The sequence below is a fragment of the Ruegeria sp. CDSC068 genome, from assembly GCF_059610545.1.
On record NZ_JBXWNV010000004.1, the window covers coordinates 23,224 to 41,200 of the forward strand.

At 56.0% G+C, this 17,977-nt stretch carries 23 protein-coding genes; 13 read left to right on the plus strand and 10 right to left on the minus strand.

The features are described from left to right. Window positions 1–33 precede the first annotated feature (33 nt). From trxA to AC2FID_RS09395, 3 genes are all read left to right on the plus strand, one after another. Complete coding sequence (gene trxA, locus AC2FID_RS09385) at window positions 34–354, plus strand: thioredoxin (RefSeq protein ID WP_058275159.1); 321 nt, start codon at window positions 34–36, stop codon at window positions 352–354. A 92-nt stretch (window positions 355–446) separates the two neighbouring features. Next, a complete protein-coding gene (locus tag AC2FID_RS09390; RefSeq protein WP_496836509.1) occupies window positions 447–797 on the plus strand; it encodes a Lin0512 family protein in 351 nt (116 codons plus the stop codon). Next, on the plus strand, window positions 794–1,156 hold the full coding sequence (locus AC2FID_RS09395) for a Lin0512 family protein (protein ID WP_496836511.1): 363 nt from the start codon (window positions 794–796) through the stop codon (window positions 1,154–1,156). The genes AC2FID_RS09390 and AC2FID_RS09395 overlap by 4 nt, the downstream gene beginning before the upstream one ends. Window positions 1,157–1,217: 61 nt before the next feature. Here AC2FID_RS09395 and AC2FID_RS09400 read toward each other — a convergent pair whose 3' ends face one another. Further along, a complete protein-coding gene (locus AC2FID_RS09400; protein ID WP_496836513.1) occupies window positions 1,218–1,412 on the minus strand; it encodes a DUF1127 domain-containing protein in 195 nt (64 codons plus the stop codon). Between the two features lie 197 nt (window positions 1,413–1,609). On the opposite strand from AC2FID_RS09400, the gene hslV reads away from it, so the two are divergent. Further along, complete coding sequence (gene hslV / locus AC2FID_RS09405) at window positions 1,610–2,167, plus strand: ATP-dependent protease subunit HslV (RefSeq protein ID WP_496836515.1); 558 nt, start codon at window positions 1,610–1,612, stop codon at window positions 2,165–2,167. Then, window positions 2,164–2,517 carry a hypothetical protein gene (locus tag AC2FID_RS09410; protein ID WP_496755511.1) on the plus strand — a complete coding sequence of 118 codons (354 nt, stop codon included), beginning with the start codon at window positions 2,164–2,166 and terminating at the stop codon, window positions 2,515–2,517. The genes hslV and AC2FID_RS09410 overlap by 4 nt, the downstream gene beginning before the upstream one ends. A 19-nt stretch (window positions 2,518–2,536) precedes the next feature. Here AC2FID_RS09410 and AC2FID_RS09415 read toward each other — a convergent pair whose 3' ends face one another. Beyond that, window positions 2,537–3,778 (minus strand): MFS transporter, encoded by a 1,242-nt coding sequence (locus AC2FID_RS09415; protein WP_496836517.1) that lies wholly within the window; start codon window positions 3,776–3,778, stop codon window positions 2,537–2,539. A 116-nt stretch (window positions 3,779–3,894) separates the two neighbouring features. Beyond that, complete coding sequence (locus tag AC2FID_RS09420) at window positions 3,895–4,296, minus strand: DM13 domain-containing protein (protein WP_058279372.1); 402 nt, start codon at window positions 4,294–4,296, stop codon at window positions 3,895–3,897. Between the two features lie 197 nt (window positions 4,297–4,493). On the opposite strand from AC2FID_RS09420, the gene hslU reads away from it, so the two are divergent. The 3 genes from hslU to AC2FID_RS09435 all read left to right on the plus strand — a co-directional run bounded on the left by hslU (window position 4,494) and on the right by AC2FID_RS09435 (window position 8,217). Next, window positions 4,494–5,801 carry an ATP-dependent protease ATPase subunit HslU gene (hslU, locus tag AC2FID_RS09425; protein WP_108860507.1) on the plus strand — a complete coding sequence of 436 codons (1,308 nt, stop codon included), beginning with the start codon at window positions 4,494–4,496 and terminating at the stop codon, window positions 5,799–5,801. Between the two features lie 98 nt (window positions 5,802–5,899). After that, entirely contained in the window at window positions 5,900–7,000 is a 1,101-nt protein-coding gene (locus AC2FID_RS09430; RefSeq protein WP_282170578.1) for an alpha/beta hydrolase, read from the plus strand. Next, window positions 6,997–8,217: an MFS transporter gene (locus tag AC2FID_RS09435; RefSeq protein WP_496836519.1), complete on the plus strand. Its 1,221-nt coding sequence runs from the start codon at window positions 6,997–6,999 to the stop codon at window positions 8,215–8,217. Before AC2FID_RS09430 ends, AC2FID_RS09435 begins: the two co-directional genes overlap by 4 nt. Here the strand turns inward: AC2FID_RS09435 and AC2FID_RS09440 are convergent. From AC2FID_RS09440 to AC2FID_RS09450, 3 genes are read right to left on the minus strand one after another with little or no spacing between them, the layout of a single operon-like run. After that, window positions 8,214–8,801, minus strand: coding sequence for a Smr/MutS family protein (locus AC2FID_RS09440; protein WP_282153650.1), 588 nt, complete (start codon window positions 8,799–8,801; stop codon window positions 8,214–8,216). The genes AC2FID_RS09435 and AC2FID_RS09440 overlap by 4 nt on opposite strands. After that, window positions 8,801–9,835: a murein transglycosylase A gene (gene mltA / locus AC2FID_RS09445; protein WP_282153649.1), complete on the minus strand. Its 1,035-nt coding sequence runs from the start codon at window positions 9,833–9,835 to the stop codon at window positions 8,801–8,803. The genes AC2FID_RS09440 and mltA overlap by 1 nt, the downstream gene beginning before the upstream one ends. Beyond that, complete coding sequence (locus AC2FID_RS09450) at window positions 9,832–10,491, minus strand: Tim44/TimA family putative adaptor protein (RefSeq protein ID WP_108860512.1); 660 nt, start codon at window positions 10,489–10,491, stop codon at window positions 9,832–9,834. Before AC2FID_RS09450 ends, mltA begins: the two co-directional genes overlap by 4 nt. 107 nt (window positions 10,492–10,598) lie before the next feature. Here AC2FID_RS09450 and AC2FID_RS09455 point away from each other — a divergent pair, with 107 nt between their 5' ends. Then, window positions 10,599–11,099 (plus strand): FxsA family protein, encoded by a 501-nt coding sequence (locus AC2FID_RS09455; protein ID WP_108860513.1) that lies wholly within the window; start codon window positions 10,599–10,601, stop codon window positions 11,097–11,099. A 54-nt stretch (window positions 11,100–11,153) separates the two neighbouring features. Then, window positions 11,154–11,651 (plus strand): protein-export chaperone SecB, encoded by a 498-nt coding sequence (gene secB, locus AC2FID_RS09460; protein WP_058275145.1) that lies wholly within the window; start codon window positions 11,154–11,156, stop codon window positions 11,649–11,651. 27 nt (window positions 11,652–11,678) lie between these two features. Here secB and dnaQ read toward each other — a convergent pair whose 3' ends face one another. From dnaQ to AC2FID_RS09480, 4 genes are read right to left on the minus strand one after another with little or no spacing between them, the layout of a single operon-like run. After that, complete coding sequence (dnaQ, locus tag AC2FID_RS09465) at window positions 11,679–12,401, minus strand: DNA polymerase III subunit epsilon (protein ID WP_496836522.1); 723 nt, start codon at window positions 12,399–12,401, stop codon at window positions 11,679–11,681. After that, complete coding sequence (gene coaE / locus AC2FID_RS09470) at window positions 12,394–12,987, minus strand: dephospho-CoA kinase (RefSeq protein ID WP_496836524.1); 594 nt, start codon at window positions 12,985–12,987, stop codon at window positions 12,394–12,396. The genes dnaQ and coaE overlap by 8 nt, the downstream gene beginning before the upstream one ends. Then, window positions 12,984–13,817, minus strand: coding sequence for a shikimate dehydrogenase (locus tag AC2FID_RS09475; protein ID WP_496836526.1), 834 nt, complete (start codon window positions 13,815–13,817; stop codon window positions 12,984–12,986). Before AC2FID_RS09475 ends, coaE begins: the two co-directional genes overlap by 4 nt. After that, on the minus strand, window positions 13,814–14,413 hold the full coding sequence (locus AC2FID_RS09480) for a Maf family protein (protein WP_496836527.1): 600 nt from the start codon (window positions 14,411–14,413) through the stop codon (window positions 13,814–13,816). The genes AC2FID_RS09475 and AC2FID_RS09480 overlap by 4 nt, the downstream gene beginning before the upstream one ends. Before the next feature lie 403 nt (window positions 14,414–14,816). On the opposite strand from AC2FID_RS09480, the gene AC2FID_RS09485 reads away from it, so the two are divergent. The 3 genes from AC2FID_RS09485 (at window position 14,817) to mnmE (ending at window position 17,977) form a co-directional block, all read left to right on the plus strand. Beyond that, a complete protein-coding gene (locus AC2FID_RS09485; protein ID WP_496721351.1) occupies window positions 14,817–15,266 on the plus strand; it encodes a CopD family protein in 450 nt (149 codons plus the stop codon). A 122-nt stretch (window positions 15,267–15,388) separates the two neighbouring features. Next, window positions 15,389–16,660 carry a transcription termination factor Rho gene (gene rho, locus AC2FID_RS09490; protein WP_058275260.1) on the plus strand — a complete coding sequence of 424 codons (1,272 nt, stop codon included), beginning with the start codon at window positions 15,389–15,391 and terminating at the stop codon, window positions 16,658–16,660. A 30-nt stretch (window positions 16,661–16,690) separates the two neighbouring features. Continuing rightward, a complete protein-coding gene (gene mnmE / locus AC2FID_RS09495; RefSeq protein ID WP_496836433.1) occupies window positions 16,691–17,977 on the plus strand; it encodes a tRNA uridine-5-carboxymethylaminomethyl(34) synthesis GTPase MnmE in 1,287 nt (428 codons plus the stop codon).

Here is a 17,977-nt window from a genome sequence, read left to right on the forward strand (position 1 = left end):
TGTTCCCGAGATACCCCATTCAGGAGACAGAATATGTCGACCGTTGCCGTTACCGACGATACCTTTGACGCCGAAGTCAAAAACTCTGATGTCCCCGTTGTGGTGGATTTCTGGGCCGAATGGTGTGGCCCCTGTAAACAAATCGGCCCCGCTCTGGAAGAACTGGCCAACGAATACGGCGGCAAAATCAAAATTGCCAAGGTAGACGTGGACAGCAACCCGAACGCCGCTGCCGCCATGGGTGTGCGTGGCATTCCTGCTCTGTTCATCTTCAAGGACGGTCAGGTTGTGTCGAACCGCGCCGGTGCGGCCCCCAAAGCCGCACTGCAAAGCTGGATCGACGAATCCATCTGATCCGATGTGATCGGTATTGATCAAGGGCGTCCGAATTCGGGCGCCCTTTTTTTGTGACTGGCTCAATTGGGCCATCAATACAGGGAAAGCAAATGGCGAAAACACGGGTTCTGGTGGAATTCGGGATGGGCACATCCCTGCGGCGCGAGGATTACACTGAGGCCGCCCTGCGGGCGATCAAGGATGCGCTGTGGCATAACTCGGTGAACATGGCCGAGCTGTTCGGGTTTCCGAAAGAGGCGATGATCATCGACGCCGAAGTGGGTGTGCAGCAGCCAGACAAGGTCGATACCGATACACTGAAGGCGATCTTTCCGTACGGCCAACCCAACATCACGGTAACGCAGGGTGGTCTGGACATCGAAAAGCCCCATACTGACGGCCGCACTGTGATCGCCAATGCGGCGGTCATCGTCTCATTCGATATGGAGCCCGCCCAATGACCGAGAAGCGTATTATTCTGGAAATGGGCACCGGCAACGATCTGTACGGTCAGGATTACACCAAAGCCGCCTGTCGCGCCGTGCAGGACGCGCTGCATCATTCGTCGATCACGCTGTTTTCCAAGCTTGGAATCGATCACACGGAGATGCGGGTTCAGGTGACCATCGCCGTTCAACAACCTGATAAGGTTGACTGTGACAAGGTCGCCGCCGACCTGCCAAGGGGCCGCGCCGAAGTGCGGGCCGTCAAGGGTGGGTTGGATGTTGTGGATGACGCCGCTGGCACGCGCCATGTCATCGCCACAGCCGCGATCGAGGCGTTTTTGCCAGATCAGGCTGGTAAATACGTGCAAAGCTGACAAAGAAAAAGCCGCTCGGATACCCGGGCGGCTGCTTCAAATTCTGGTTCTGATTGCGGGATCAGATTTTTGCGATGTCCGCGCGCGCCAGACCGATGTCTTCCAGCTGTGCGCTGGTCAGACCCGACAGGATCTTGCGTGTCTTGCGGCTTTCGTTCCACTCAACAGCGGATTCGAAGACATTGATGAATGCTTCCACTACGTGCAGGATGGTAGCTGCTCCGAGTGGGGCATGGATGTTTGCAGTTGTTGCCATGTTCCCAGTCCTTATATCTGAAACAGCCGACCCGTTGTCGGTTGTGAGCCTCATGTAGTCCCACGGGCGGGGACTCACAATTGCTGGTCTGGTAACCCCGGTTTGCGTTTTGTGCATATCTTTTGGGCAGTTGTGCAACGGGTTGCGCCGATCCCGCGCCCGGCCCATATATAGCGACTGAGAACACGGAGGCTTTCATGGCGGACAGCGATTTTCCCGGATGGCACGGGACCACGATCATTGGTGTCAAAAAAGGCGGGCAAGTCGTTATTGCCGGGGACGGACAGGTCAGCCTGGGCCAGACCGTGATCAAGGGGACCGCGCGTAAAGTGCGCCGCTTATCGCCGGGCGGGTTTGAAGTTGTCGCCGGATTTGCCGGTTCGACCGCTGATGCATTTACGCTGCTTGAACGACTTGAGGCGAAACTGGAAGCGACACCCGGTCAACTGGCCCGTGCCTCGGTCGAGCTGGCCAAGGACTGGCGCACTGACAAGTATCTGCAAAAGCTTGAGGCGATGCTGATCGTCACGGACGGCAAAGACCTGTTGGTCATCACTGGGGCTGGGGATGTGTTGGAGCCTGAACACAACGTGGCGGCCATCGGATCGGGCGGGAACTTTGCCCTGGCCGCAGCACGCGCGATGATGGGCAGCGATAAACCCGCCGAAGAGGTCGCGCGTGAAGCTATGGCGATTGCCGCTGACATCTGCGTCTATACCAATGGCAATCTGACGGTTGAAACGATCACATCATGAGCGAGGTTCTGGCGGCAATATTCGGCGGTGTTATTGGTGGGATATTGGGGCCGATCATTTTTGAAGAGTATAGGTCGTGGAAACACCAAAAAGACTGGAAGGAACCTCGTAAAGAGCTCCTGAAGTCCATGCTCTTGGACCCCAAATTCAAGTTCAAATCTCTAGAACGACTCAGCCGCACTATCGGTTGCACCGAGGATGACACCCGATCGCTGTTGATTGAACTTGGTGCACGCGGAACGATCCTGAGGAAGTCCAAAAAAGAGGGTTGGGTCCTGATTGACAGAGCGCCGCTAAAGGAAGACGTGCGCAATCTGGAAGAAGAAGAGCTCGAAGAAGATCAGCCTTGATGGCTCTACATTATGAAGCTTAGGCCAACAGCGCCGAGATTTCTTTTCCCTTCCAACGCCGGTACATACCGACCAGCCCAAGCAGGGCGGTTGCTATGACGATGTAATAGGGCAGGCGGATGTCGATACTCATCAATCCGCCGCCGACCAGGGACATGACACCGCCGGCAAGACAGAAGACCGCCGTCGTAACGCCCATGACCCAACCTTGATCCGCTTCGCCAACGCTGGACGAAAACAGACCTAGCAGGGTCGGGTAGGCGACGCCAAAGAAGAAATAGAAGAAGAAGACCGGAACATAGCTCAGTACGCCGCTGGGGCTGAAGGCGAAGCCAAAGCCGCAGATCACCATCACCACCAATGAGGTATGGATGATGGAATGCTTGCTGAACCTCTCTTGCGCTGGTTTCACGAGGAATGTGCTGGAAAACGCCAAGGCAAAACCGATGACCACCATAGCCATGCTGCCACCGATGACGCCGTAGCCCCATGCACTGGTCAGGAAATTATCGACGAATACGTAGAACGTGACATTGGCAATCATGAACAGCGCATAGACGGGCAGGATTTTCAGAACCAACGGGTGTTCACGTACCGCGATCAGACTGTCGGTGATATCGCGTGGGCGAAAGACAAATGCCGCGCGCTCGGTGCGGGTGTCCTTGAAGAAAAAACTCACCAGGAAGATGGCGATCATCACCAGAACAAACGCGCCGTAGAACGGCATCTTGAGCGTGGCATAGCTGCCCAGTATCGCTGCATCGGACAGAACAGCCCCGATAATCGGGCCGCCGACCAGACCAAAGCTGACGCCGGTGATGATATACCCCATGTTTCGGTCGCGGTCGGCGGCATCGGTGCTGCCGTCAATCATCCCCGCTTGTGCAATGGGCTGATTACCCGCCGTAAAGCCGGTGATCGACCGACCAACGATCAGCAGAAGCAAACTGTTAAGGTAAAGTGCCGTGATGGTGATGGCATAACCGGCCAGCGCCCCACCTAAACACACCAACAAAGCATTCTTACGCCCGATGGAGTCCGACACTTTCGAGACATAGACCACACCCAAAAACCACGACAGAAAGAAACACCCGATCACCAACCCATAGTAGAAATGGCGCTGGCCCATAGATGTGCTTTCCGGCAGGAACCCGGATTTTGTTTCCATGATCAAAGAGTTGATGATGGGAAAGACCAGCCCTTGTCCGATCAGATCTACAAATACCACGAACAACAACGTAATCTTGGCAATCTTCGTCATGATACACACCTTGGAACTAGTTCCTTAAGGTGAGTGTAACAGACAGGCGCAATGGCACCTAACGCCTTGTCAGAGGCCGGTAATTTACCGGCCTCCGGGCGCAATTCGTCGTTGGGTTACGAAAGCGCTGCAACGCCCAGCGGAACGCCGGCAACGTCACACCAGATGTAAACTTCGTTATAGCCCGAGATATCCATGGTCGGCGGTACCGCATAAGACTGCTTGCCTTTCAGGTTCAGCAGCGCGCCCAGTTTCGAGTTCGGGTCATAGGTGCCATCCTTGCCGAAGGCCACGCGCGGGTCCGGACCGTTATCCAGCGAAAAGTCATCACCCAGCTCAACAATATAGCGCTCACCGTCTTTGACCACTTTGACCGAACCGGTGGTGATATGTTTCGAGCGGCCTTCGAATGTGCCCTTTTTCTTGGCTCCGCCGGCGGCGGCGACATTGGCACTGGCCAGAGTCAGAGCGGCGCCCGTTGCAGCGGCATTCAAAAAGAGCGAACGACGAGTCATCATGATGTGGGTCTCCATTTCAAAGTGCAGGCGAACTTGCCCGTCGCGGCAGACTATGCGCAGCTATTTTCTGTCTGGCGATTCACATCACCACGATTTTCCGTGTGCAGACCGTGTGTTGGCGTGAGTTTTTCGTGATCAGCTTGTGTTTTTGTGGCTTATGATTAGGTTCCGGTGCGAAACAATTGGATAGAACTCACATGACCGACCTGACCCCGCGCGAAATCGTCTCGGAACTGGACCGTTTCATCATCGGGCAAAAGGATGCCAAACGGGCCGTGGCCGTTGCGCTTCGCAACCGCTGGCGGCGCAAGCAGTTGGCCGACGACATCCGGGACGAGGTCTATCCGAAAAACATCCTGATGATCGGCCCCACCGGTGTCGGCAAAACCGAAATCAGCCGCCGCCTGGCGAAACTGGCACGCGCGCCCTTTATCAAGGTCGAAGCCACCAAGTTTACGGAAGTGGGTTATGTCGGTCGTGACGTGGAACAGATCGTGCGCGATCTGGCGGACGCAGCGATCCTGCAAACCCGCGAATATATGCGCGAGGATGTCAAAGCCAAGGCGCATCAAGCCGCCGAAGACCGCGTGATCGAGGCCATTGCAGGCACCGATGCCCGCGAAGGCACGCGCGAGATGTTCCGCAAAAAGCTGAAAGCGGGCGAGCTGGATGATACGGAGATCGAGCTGGAGCTGTCCGACTCGTCGAACCCGATGCCTATGTTCGACATTCCCGGCCAGCCCGGTAGCCAGATGGGGATGATGAATCTGGGCGATATCTTCGGCAAGGCCTTTGGCGGGCGTACCGTGAAACGCAAAATGACCGTCTCGGAAAGCTATGAAGCGCTGATCGGGGAAGAGGCCGACAAGCTGCTGGATGATGAGATCGTTAACCGCATCGCGCTGGAATCCGTTGAACAGAACGGCATCGTGTTCCTGGATGAGATCGACAAGGTCTGCGCCCGCACTGACGCGCGGGGCGGCGATGTCAGCCGCGAAGGCGTACAGCGCGACCTGTTGCCTTTGATCGAAGGCACGACAGTATCCACCAAGCACGGCCCGGTCAAAACCGACCATATCCTGTTCATCGCGTCGGGTGCGTTCCATATCGCCAAACCGTCGGACCTGCTGCCGGAACTGCAGGGCCGCCTACCGATCCGCGTGGAATTGCGCGCACTGACCGAAGAAGACTTCGTGCGCATCCTGACCGAAACCGACAACGCCCTGACCCGTCAATACACCGCTTTGATGGGCACCGAAGAGGTCACGGTCAGCTTTACCGATGACGGAATCGCGGCCCTTGCGCGTATCGCAGCTGATGTGAACCAAAGCGTCGAAAACATCGGTGCGCGTCGTTTGTACACGGTGATGGAGCGCGTGTTCGAAGAACTGTCCTTTACCGCGCCCGATCAGGCCGGAATCTCGATCACGGTTGATGCCCAATTCGTGGACGACAATCTGGGCGAATTGACCAAATCCACTGACCTCAGCCGTTACGTTTTGTAACATCGCCAGCCGGTTTTTGCCGTTTATTCCGCCCTGCGCCGCTGGACGCCGGGCCAGAATGAGATAGCGTAGTCGCAATTCACCCAGAGGGCTGACTAGTGCTGCGCTATTTAATAATTCTGATTACGTCCCTGCCGCTAAGTGCCTGTGTCGATCGGACAGTAACCGAGATTGTTCCATCGGCCGTAACTGTCGGAACGCCTGAAAAGATATTCGCAGCCACGACGCGAGCGCGTGAAGCAGACGGAACTTATGGATTCAAGCGTGGGGAAGCGCTGAAGTTTTTGGAAACGACAGTGTCGATCCCGCCATCACACACACCGGGAACATTGAAATTCTCATATGCGAATCCGAACCCGAAAAAAGAATTTGTTCTTACAAATGTAACCGAACTGGGCGGGCCAAAGGGTTTACGCGAACATTTGCGCGGCGAAGACGATGTTACGATTTTTGTACACGGCTACAATTCGACCCAAACCGAGACGATTTTCCGCGCGGCCCAGCTGACCCATGACATTGGTCTTCCCGGCTCCACGCTGGTTTACTCCTGGCCTAGCCGCGCGACAGGGTATGGATATGCCTACGATCTCGACAGTATGTTGTTCGCACGAGACGGGTTGGAGCAGACGATCCGTGACCTGAAATCAATGGGTGTCAAACGCATTATTCTGGTCGCGCATTCAATGGGTGGTGCCCTGTCAATGGAAATGATGCGACAGGCTGAACTACAAGAACCGGGCTGGGCCAACAGGAACATCGAAGGGGTCATCTTGATTTCCCCTGATCTGGATGTCGACGTGTTTCGGTCGCAGATGAAGCGTATTAAGAACCCACCAGATCCTTTCCTGGTTATGGTTTCGCAAAAAGACAAAATTTTGAATATCTCCGCTCGCCTTCGCGGAACGGATGAGGGCGAGAGATTGGGCAGGATCAGTTCGCTGGAAACACTCGAAGAGTTCCCGATAAACGTGATTGATACAACTGCGTTCAACAAAGACGCCGAGTCTTCGCATTTCGTTGCCGCCACTTCTCCAGCACTCTTGTCAATTCTCAGTTCGTTGCGACGCGTCAATAACACGTTCGGACGCGAAGACAGGCCCGGCATCGATATACTGGTTCCGCCCAGCGAGCGTAATCCAGACGGTGCCACTGAAATCGTTCTGACAGAAACAGGGCAGGCTCAGGTCACTACCCCGTGACGCAGTTTAGCTTGCGTCAATATTTTCGGGACAACGCGACCTGGTTGGGCGCGGGGGTTTTGCTGACCTTTCTGTCCAGCTTTGGGCAGACCTTCTTCATCTCGATCTTCGCTGGAAACATTCGCGCGGAATTTGGTCTTGGGCACGGCGCGTGGGGCGGTCTTTACTCTTTGGGCACCACCGTTTCGGCCATCGTTATGATCTGGGCTGGCGGGCTGACAGATGTTTTCCGCGTCCGCGTATTGGGGCCCGCCGTTCTGGCCGGTCTGGCCGTGGCGGCAGTTGCCATGGCTGTGAACAGCTGGCTTGTCCTGTTGCCGCTGGTGGTCTTTTTGTTGCGCCTGTTCGGGCAGGGGATGAGTGTCCATCTGGCACAGGTCGCCATGGCGCGATGGTTCATCGTTACACGTGGCAAAGCCCTGTCGATTGCATCCGTCGGCTACGCGATTGGTGAAGCACTGCTGCCGCTGGCATTTGTGGCTGCGATGGCCTTTCTGGATTGGCGGTGGCTGTGGGTGTTGTCCGCAGCGGTCGTCCTGATGGGGATACCCGTTCTGACACGGCTTTTGCGTCAAGAGCGCACGCCGCAGAGCCTGGCGGATGCCTATTCAGCGACAGGGATGCAGGGCCGCCATTGGACCCGGAAAGACGCGTTGTTTCACCCTCTGTTCTGGTTCATGGCCCCGACTATACTGGCCCCATCGGCCTTTATCACCGCGTTTTTCTTCCATCAGGTGCATCTTGCCCAAGTCAAGGGCTGGCAGCATATCGAACTGGTCGCCCTGTTTCCGGTTTTCACCGGCGTATCCTTGATTGGGATGTTTGCGGCCGGCTGGGCGCTGGACAAATGGGGCACCGCGAGGCTGATGCCTTTTTACCAAATCCCGATCGCAATTGGTTTTGTGATCGCAGGAATGACAAACTCGATCGGCGGGGCCCTGATTGCAATGATCTTTCTGGGCCTGACGGTTGGAGCAAACAACACGCTACCAAGCGCCTTTTGGGCTGAATTCTACGGCACCAGGCACATTGGGGCGATCAAGGCGATGGCCACAGCAGTTATGGTTTTGGGATCAGCAATCGGCCCCGGCCTTACCGGGATATTGATCGACGCCGGAATACCGCTGAGCACGCAGTTCCTGTGGATCGGCGGTGTTTTCATTCTTGTATGCCTGTCGGCTAAAATCGGAATTACGCGCGCTATGCGCTCGCTTTAACGCGTCCGGCGCAGATAGACGTAATAGGCCCCGTCGCCACCGTGGCTGATATGGGCCGGGGTCACCTGCAGAACCGCCTGTGCAAGCGGCGGCAAGGCCAACCATTGGGGCACCTGATTGCGCAATACGCCGCGTGGAGTTGGGATTGGGCCGGGTTCATCCCTGTCCTTGCCCTTTCCGGTAACAATCAGAACAAGGCGCTTACCTGACGCCTGGGCCGTCAGAATAAACCGGGTCAGCGCCGGATACGCGGTGTCCATGCGCATGCCATGCAGGTCCAGTTTCCCTTCAGGCTTGATCTTGCCGCGTTTCATACGGCCAAATGCCTTGGTGTCCATTTGCACCGGGCTGGTACGCAAATTTTCACTGATCGAGGGCTTTAACGCATTTCGCACGGGTTTACCGGGCGCGTTTTGTCCGACCTCGAATGCCTCAAACCGGGGTTTTGGGGGTTTGTTCGGCTTGGGTTTGGGCAGCGTGACCGGGTGGACCGATTGTGGAATTTCGGGATGCAGCCGCTCAGCCTGTTTGGCGACCTTGCGCCACAGCTCGACCTCGTCTGCCGTCAATTTGCGTCGGGACATCAGAATTCATCCGGTAACAGTGCATAGGCCCGCTGGATCGGCAGCAGCAACACCATCCGCCCCGGATCCCTGAGGCGCCCAGCGGCCTTTCCCGCCTCGTCCCCTGTGCCAAAGAAGATATCCGCGCGCTGCGCCCCTTTGATGGCTGCACCGGTGTCCTGAGCAATCATCAACCTTCGCAACGGGGTCTTGCCGTCCTTTTCCACCCAAACAGGGGCACCTAGCGGCGTATGAGCCGGATCAGCTGCAATACTGCGCATCGTTGTGACCGACCGGTTCATGGCACCCAACGGCCCAAGCTCGGGCGCAACGCGCGAGACCTCGCGGAAGAACACGTAAGAAGGGTTGTGAAACAGCAACTCGGCCCCAGCTTCGGGATTTTTACGGACCCATGCGCGGATCATCTGAGCGCTAACCTCATGCGCACCCAGCGCACCCTGACGAATCAGCTCAGTCCCGATGGAACGATAGGGGTGACCGTTTGCACCGCCATAGCCGACGCGCAAGGCACTGCCGTCTGGAAGGCGCACACGCCCCGAGCCCTGAATTTGCAGAAAGAACAGCTCAACCGGGTCATCCACCCAGGCGATCTCAAGGCCGCGGCCCTGCATCGCGTCGCCCGTCAGGATTTCACGGCGGCTGAGCCAAAGCCCTTCGGCCCGCGCCTCTGGCGGCATTTTGTAAATCGGATATTTGAACCGGTCAGTCCGGGTTTTGGACCCGTCCAGTTCAGGTTCAAAATAGCCGGTGAACAGGGCCTCTTCTCCGTCCTCGACCAGAACCGGACGAAAGAACAGCTCAAAAAACGAGCGCGCCGCATCTGCGTCGTAGGTTTGGGCGACGCGGCACAATGCCTGCCAATCCGGATCGTTCAAATCACCGCAAGTGTTCAGAAATACCGAAAGGGCCGCCCCGTGATCGTCGGCAGCCCATCCATCCAGTTCGTCAAAAGAAAGAATTGATCGCGTCGGTTCAGCGCTGGCGGCAGTGGTCATAACTGCCACCAGAAATAGCGACCGGAGCGCGCCAATCATGCGTCCGTGGCAACAAGCAGCCAGTTTGGATCATCAGCGCCCATGACACGGGCAAAGGTCCAGCTGTCCTTTTGGCGTTTTACAGTGTTTGGGTTGCCTTCGATGATATCACCGCCACGATCGCGTACGACCGAGGTCAGTTCACCCACAAACCGCATGGTGATTTCCGCCTGGTTTGTGTCTTTGTCGAAGGTCGCATCCGCCAGCGCGGTTTCACGCACGCCGATAAATTCGGCCTCGATGGTCAGGCCCTGATCTTCACGGGCCGCCACAACTGAAACGAATGTGTCAAACACCTCTTCGGACAGGAAGGGCTGGATTTCATCCAGATTGCCCTTTTCGAACCCCATGACGATCATCTCATAGGCTCCGCGGGCACCCTGCACGAATTCACCAACAGAGAATTCGGGCTCGACCCTCTTCATCGCGGCCAGCGTTTTCGCCTGTTCGCTGTCTTCGGCGACATGGTCTGTGATGTCATGATCCGGCCCGCCTTCGATCACCTCGAAGCCGCGACGCGACTTGTCCGCCTCGGGTTGCTGTTGAACAGGGGGTTTCTCAAAACCCTCACGTGTACCCAGCACGCTTTTCAGGCGCAGGATCAGGAAAACGGCAATTCCGGCCAGGACCAGCAACTGGATCATCGGTTCGTTCATTTCATCCTCTTTTCAGACCGCGACTTTGTATACGCGGCCTCATGCCACTATGTAGGTGACAGATCGTGGCAAGTCCACAGCCCGGCCTAAGGGAAAGGATAACGCAGATGTACCTGTTCTTGGCATTTTTGTTGGTGCCGATCATCGAGATCGCCCTGTTCATACAGGTCGGCGGCCTGATTGGCCTGTGGCCTACGCTGGCGATCGTCGTTCTGACGGCCGTTATCGGCACCTTTATGGTCAGGACACAAGGTCGCATGGCACTGGTCAATTTGCAGCGATCCTTTTCTGAACTGGATGACCCGACCGAGCCTTTGGCCCATGGCGCGATGATCTTGCTGTCTGGTGTTTTGCTGCTGACGCCGGGATTTTTCACCGATGCCGTTGGCTTTGCACTGCTTGTTCCGGGTATTCGAGTGGCCGTATTCAAATACCTGAAATCCAAGGCGACCATCACGCATTTCCAGATGGGCACCGGCGCACAGTTCCGCACTGGTCCCACCCAGTTTGATCAGGATGACGTGATCGACGGAGATTTTACTGAGGTTCGCCCGCGTCAGAACCCCTCAAAGCCATCCAAATGGGTCGAAGGTCCACCCCAGCATTGAGGTGCCGCGCCCAACTTGCTAAGCAGTGGCAAATTTCATTTTCGGAGTAGATCCATGGCTGACGAAAGCCCTGCAGAAAACACCGCGGCACAGACCGCCCCTCAGATCCAGATGCGCGTTCTGGGACAGTTCATTCGCGATATGTCTTTTGAAAACGTGATGGCGCAAAAAGGCGTGTCTGGTGACGTTCAGCCCGAGATTGCCGTTCAGGTGAACCTGGACGCCAAAAAGCGCCCGACCGAGCATCAGTACGAAGTTGCCGTCAAACTGAACCTGACCTCCAAAGCTAAGGGCATGGAAGACGTTCTGTTCCTGTGCGAACTTGATTATTGCGGCCTGTTCCACATCGAAGGCGTGGCAGAAGACCAGTTGCACCCATTCCTGATGATCGAATGCCCGCGCATGCTGTTCCCGTTCCTGCGCCGCATTGTCAGCGACATCACCCGTGACGGTGGTTTCCCGCCGGTCAACCTGGACAATATCGACTTTGTTGCGCTGTACCGCAACGAGCTGATGCGCCGTCAGGCCGAAACCGAAAAAACCGAAGCCTAATCGGTACGACCCGCGCCGGGCAGGGGCTCAGGCGCGGGTCCACAGGGCGTTTTCGCCCAGCTTCTCCACAAATGTTTCATGTGCCGCGCGTTCTTCCGCGGTGATTTTCGACGCCAGCGGCGTCGGGCGCGATGTTGGCCGCCAATCGCTCCCTCCGCCACCGGCAGTAGCCGCGCTGGTGGACAGGCCAAAGTCTGGCTGTCGCCCGCCAATCAGTTCCAGGTAAACCTCGGCCAGAATTTCCGAGTCGAGCAGCGCCCCGTGCAGCACCCGGTTCGTATTGTCGATGTTGAACCGACGGCACAATGCATCCAGAGACGCGGGTGAGCCGGGAAACCGTTTGCGCGCAATCGCCAATGTGTCCAGCGCCTGATCCATCGGCAGCTGCGGCAACCCCATCCATCTGAGTTCCGCATTCAGGAACTTCATATCGAAGGATGCGTTGTGGATTACCAGTTTGGAATCCTGAATGAAATCAAGGAAGCCCTGACCAACCTTGGCAAAAACCGGCTTGTCTTTCAGCGTGACCTCACCCTTTTCCGGGGGGCGCGGAGTGTCCAGCAGGTCGGGACCGATACCGTGCACACCAAATGCCTCTTCGGGCATCGAACGCTCGGGGTTGATGTAGACGTGATACGTCTCACCCGTGGCCATATGGTTCCACAGTTCGACCGCGCCGATTTCTACGATCCGGTCACCGCTTTCGGGATCAAATCCCGTGGTTTCGGTATCGAGTACAATCTCACGCATTAGCTATCCCCGCCCGTATCTGTCTCACCACATCCTGCACCTGTGCGCGGGCGTGGTCCAGTGTGTCCGTCACGATCACAAAGTCCGACCGCGCGCATTTTTCGTCATTAGGCATCTGCTTGGCGCGGATCTGTTCGAACTGCGCCTCAGTCATCGTTCCGCGCTCTATCACACGTCGCTTTTGCTCGTCCGCCGGGACCTGAACACAAGCAACCGCATCCATCGCCGCATTGCCGCCTGTTTCAAACAACAAGGGGATGTCGAAAACCAGAATGTCCGCCGTGGCGCTATCCCGAAAACCCGCCCGGTCGGTGGCCACCAAAGGGTGCACGATGCTTTCGATCACTTTCAATGCCGCCGGATCCAAGGATATGGCTTGTTTCAAGGCATCCCGACTGACCGAGCCATCAACAATTGCCTCAGGAAACGCATCACGCATCGGCTCTACCGCTGCGCCGCCCGCTGAATACAGTCGATGCACAGCTGCATCCGCATCCCACAGCGCACAGCCTTCGTCCACGAACATTTGCGCCGTGGTGCTTTTGCCCATTCCGATCGAGCCTGTCAGGCCAAGAGCAAAGCTCATCCCAGCACCGTGGCGCGCAACTCATCCGTTACCTCGGGCCGTTTGCCAAACCAACGCTCAAAACCTGGAACCGCCTGGTGCAACAACATGCCCAGACCGTCGACGGTTGTGCACCCGGCCTCTTCGGCCGCTTGCAGAAGCCTGGTTTTCAGAGGGACGTAGACAAGATCAGTAACCACAGAGCCCGGCTGCAACCCATCCAGCGGCACACGCAATTCGGGCTGTCCCTGCATACCCAGCGATGTGGTGTTCACCACCAGCTCCGCATTCTCGATCACATTGCCGGCCTTGACCCAATCAACCACGGTTATGCGCGGTCCAAATTCTTCTTTCAATTGGTCGGCCCGGGCACGCGTGCGGTTGGTCAGCATAATCTCGGGCACACCGGCCTCTACCAGGGCCTGCAAAACGGCGCGCGCAGCCCCGCCCGCGCCAAAAACCACGGCTGGCCCGTCCTGCGGGTTCCAGTCGGGCGCCCCTGCAAGCAGATTTTCCATAAATCCGTAACCGTCGGTGTTATCTGCATGGATCGAGCCATCAGGCTGAAAAACAAGTGTATTCGCCGCACCAATCTTTGCCGCCCGATCTGACACGTGATCCGCAATCTGCAAGGCGGCTTCTTTATGGGGGACGGTTACATTTGCGCCGACAAACCCGGCTTTGGGCAGGGTCCGCAGAACACTCTCCAAATCCTCGGGTGCGACGTCCATAGGGACATAGTGCCCGGGCAGCCCATAAGTCTTTAGCCAATGTCCATGCAGTTTAGGGGATTTTGAATGTCCAATCGGATGCCCAATTACGCCGGCCAATGGAATTTGGTTATCCGTCATTGATCAATCACCCCTTTAACAGCCAGAAAATCCAGCAACTCCAACAGGGGCATACCCAAAACATTAAAATAGTCGCCGTCAATGGTCGCGAAAAGGCGCACACCTTCTTCCTCAAGCTTATAAGCCCCGACCGCATGGCGAATACTGTCCCAGTTGCGGTCTATGTAGTCGCGTAGATAGGCATCCGAACTCATCCGCATGCGCAGACGCACTTGACCAACATGGCGCCAGATCGGCTCGCCATTCTGATAGATCACGGCCGCGGACAACAGCATATGCCGCTTTCCCCGCATTGCCTTCAACTGTGCCAGCGCGTCTTGGGGCGTTTCTGGTTTCGACAAAAGCTGGCCATCGAAGTCCAGCACCTGATCACAACCCAGAACCATCGAACCTGGGTTCTTGTCGCTAACCTTGCGGGCCTTCATTTCGGCCAAAGTGTCTGCGATATCCCGAGGGGGCGCGTCTTCGGCCAACAAGGCGCGTTTGGCAGTATCCTCATCCACGCGCGCGGTTTCCACCGTGAACGGCACGCCCGCATTGCGCAAAAGCTGCGCGCGGATAGATGACCCCGAGGCAAGGATGATGGGGACAGACATGTGGAAAACCCCTGAGCAAATCGTTGAGCGTTCTAGGATGGTTTGTATGGTTTTCCGGTTGACACGCAACCCCGGGAATTTCGCCTGAAACTTCCATGAGTCGTTCGAAGATCGTCCTTTTGGGACAAGGATAACTTTGCAGCGTGGGAAAACTGGGATTTCCTGTCTTACCCAACGAGTTATCCCCAGACAAGCTTGGATGAATTCTGTCTATCCTACTGATTTTAAATCATAAAAACTGAAATCAACAGAATCACCTATTCGCGGCACAATTCTATCCACCTGGGGAAAACACATGCGTAAAAAAGTAATCCACGGAATTTACTCACCCTACAAAACCATCATCCTTTTTCTTTTCATAATTTTTTATTAGGGAGGGTTCCAACCAACGTCCGGAGTCAGAATGACCGATCTTCTTTTCACGATTTACCCGTGGGTGAAGTCATTGCACATCATGGCTGTGATCTCATGGATGGCAGGTTTGTTCTATTTGCCCAGACTATACGTCTATCACGTTGAGAAAGCCCAAAAGGTCGAAGGCGCAGAAACCATCTTCTTTGAGATGGAAGAGAAGCTGCTGCGTGTGATCATGCGACCCGCGATGTATGTAGCATGGCTCTGCGGTTTGATCATGGTGTTCACGCCCGGCATTGTCGGGTGGGATTGGTCCTGGCCCTGGATCAAGGGTGCTGCCGTAATTGGCATGACCTGGTTCCATCATTGGTTGATGGCGAGGCGTAAGGATTTCCTGGAAGGCCGAAATAAGCTCACTGGGCGGCAGTTTCGCATGATGAACGAGGTTCCGACCGTTCTGATGGTTATCATCGTTCTGGCGGTCGTTGTGAAGTTTTGAGGGCCTGTTTGACTCCTACGATCACTGCGCTTATGTAGGGATCAACACGCCCGTCCGGGCGGCGTATCTTCCGTACTGAAATTCCACTTCGTGCCGCAATGTCAGCGGCGAAGGTATATATCATGTCCACTGAATCCCTGAATCTGGCCGACCTGAAGGCCAAAAGCCCCAAAGACCTTCTGGCGATGGCCGAAGAGCTGGAGATCGAAAACGCCTCGACCATGCGAAAAGGCGAGATGATGTTCCAGATTCTGCGCGAACGCGCGGATGAAGGCTGGACCGTTGGCGGCGACGGCGTGCTGGAAGTGCTGCAAGACGGCTTTGGCTTTCTGCGCTCGCCCGAGGCGAACTATTTGCCAGGTCCGGATGATATCTATGTCTCACCCGACATGATCCGCCAGCATTCCTTGCGCACCGGTGATACGGTCGAAGGGGATATCAAAGCGCCTGATGACAATGAGCGTTACTTTGCGCTTATCAAGGTCACCAAGATCAACTTTGAAGAACCGGAAAAAGCCAGACACAAGATCGCGTTTGACAACCTGACGCCGCTCTATCCCGATGAACGCCTGAAGATGGAGATCGAGGATCCCACCATCAAGGACAAGTCGGCGCGTGTGATCGATCTGGTGGCCCCGATCGGTAAAGGCCAGCGATCGCTGATTGTGGCGCCGCCGCGGACCGGTAAAACAGTGATCCTGCAGAACATCGCGCATTCGATCGAACAGAACCACCCAGAGTGCTATCTGATCGTTCTGCTGATCGACGAACGCCCCGAAGAGGTGACCGACATGCAGCGTTCGGTGAAGGGTGAAGTTGTGTCTTCAACCTTCGACGAACCTGCAACGCGCCACGTGGCTGTGTCTGAGATGGTGATCGAAAAAGCCAAGCGTTTGGTCGAACATAAACGAGATGTTGTTATTCTTCTCGACTCGATCACAAGACTTGGTAGGGCCTTCAACACTGTGGTGCCATCATCGGGTAAAGTTCTGACCGGTGGTGTGGACGCGAATGCTCTGCAACGGCCCAAGCGGTTCTTTGGTGCCGCGCGGAATATCGAAGAGGGTGGCTCGCTGACTATCATCGCCACCGCGCTGATCGACACCGGCAGTCGGATGGACGAAGTTATCTTCGAAGAATTCAAAGGCACCGGTAACTCGGAAATCGTTCTGGATCGCAAGATCGCAGATAAGCGCGTGTTCCCGGCCATCGACATCCTCAAGTCAGGCACCCGGAAAGAGGATCTGCTGGTCGACAAGGGCGATCTGGCCAAGACATTCGTCTTGCGTCGTATCCTTAACCCGATGGGCACAACCGACGCGGTCGAGTTCCTGTTGTCCAAGCTGAAACAGACCAAGACGAACGGTGAGTTCTTCGATTCGATGAACACCTGACATAGGTCTTAAACGACGCGAGGCCTTCGAATGGATACGATATTCGCCTTGGCCAGCGCGCAAGGCAAAGCCGGGGTGGCGGTCATCCGCCTGTCGGGACCACACGCGCATTCCGCAGCTGCCAGCTTAACCGGAAGCCCGCTGCCGCCTCGTGGTATGCGGGTCCGGTCGTTATATGCCGCGGATGGCGCAAGGTTGGATGACGGGCTGGTTCTAACCTTTCAGGTGCCGGCCAGTTTTACCGGCGAAGACGTGGCTGAACTGCAGATCCATGGTAGCACCGCTTCGGTTAACGCAGTGATGCGGTGCCTTTCCGATATGGACGGGCTGCGGCTGGCGGAGCCAGGTGAGTTCACCCGACGCGCGCTGGAAAACGGCAAGATGGACCTGACACAGGTCGAAGGTCTTGCTGATCTGATTGATGCGGAAACCGAGGCGCAGCGCAAACAAGCGCAAACTATTCTGGCTGGTGATTTGGGTGTATTGGCGGAACGGTGGCGACGCGATCTGATCCGTGCTGCATCCTTGCTGGAAGCCGTCATTGATTTCGCGGATGAGGACGTCCCAACAGACGTTACACCCGAGGTAAAATCCCTTGTGACGGGTGTCATGGCTGATCTGCAACGTGAAGCAGATAGCGTACAGATTGCAGAGCGCATTCGAACAGGGTTTGAAGTCGCGATTGTTGGTCTTCCGAATGCCGGAAAATCAACCTTGCTAAATGCTCTGGCAGGGCGAGAGGCGGCGATTACTTCGGAATATGCTGGAACTACTCGCGATGTAATCGAGGTTCGAATGGATCTTGCAGGACTTCCGGTCACATTGCTGGACACCGCAGGATTGCGGGAAACTGAGGACCACGTCGAAAGCTTGGGAATCGAACTGGCAAGAAAGCGCGCCGATTCAGCTGATTTGCGTGTGTTCCTGACAGATGACCCGAAGGACCTGGGTGTTCAGATTATGAATGGCGATATACAGGTTTTGCCGAAATCTGATCTTCGAGATCCATCCGAAGGTGGAATATCCGGAAAAACCGGGCTGGGTATTGATCAACTCATTTCCCAGATTTCGGATGTACTTAGTACCCGAACTACAAGCAGTGGTATTGCGACGCGGGAAAGGCACCGGGTTGCCTTGATCAAATCGCGGGAATCCCTGAGTTCTGCTATGGCGGTTCTGGAATCGGGTCCAGACTTGTATGATATCGCAGCAGAAGAATTGCGCACGGCGATCCGTGCACTTGAAACCTTGGTTGGCAGAATCGGTGTAGAAGACCTTTTGGATGAGATCTTCTCGAGTTTCTGCTTGGGTAAGTAA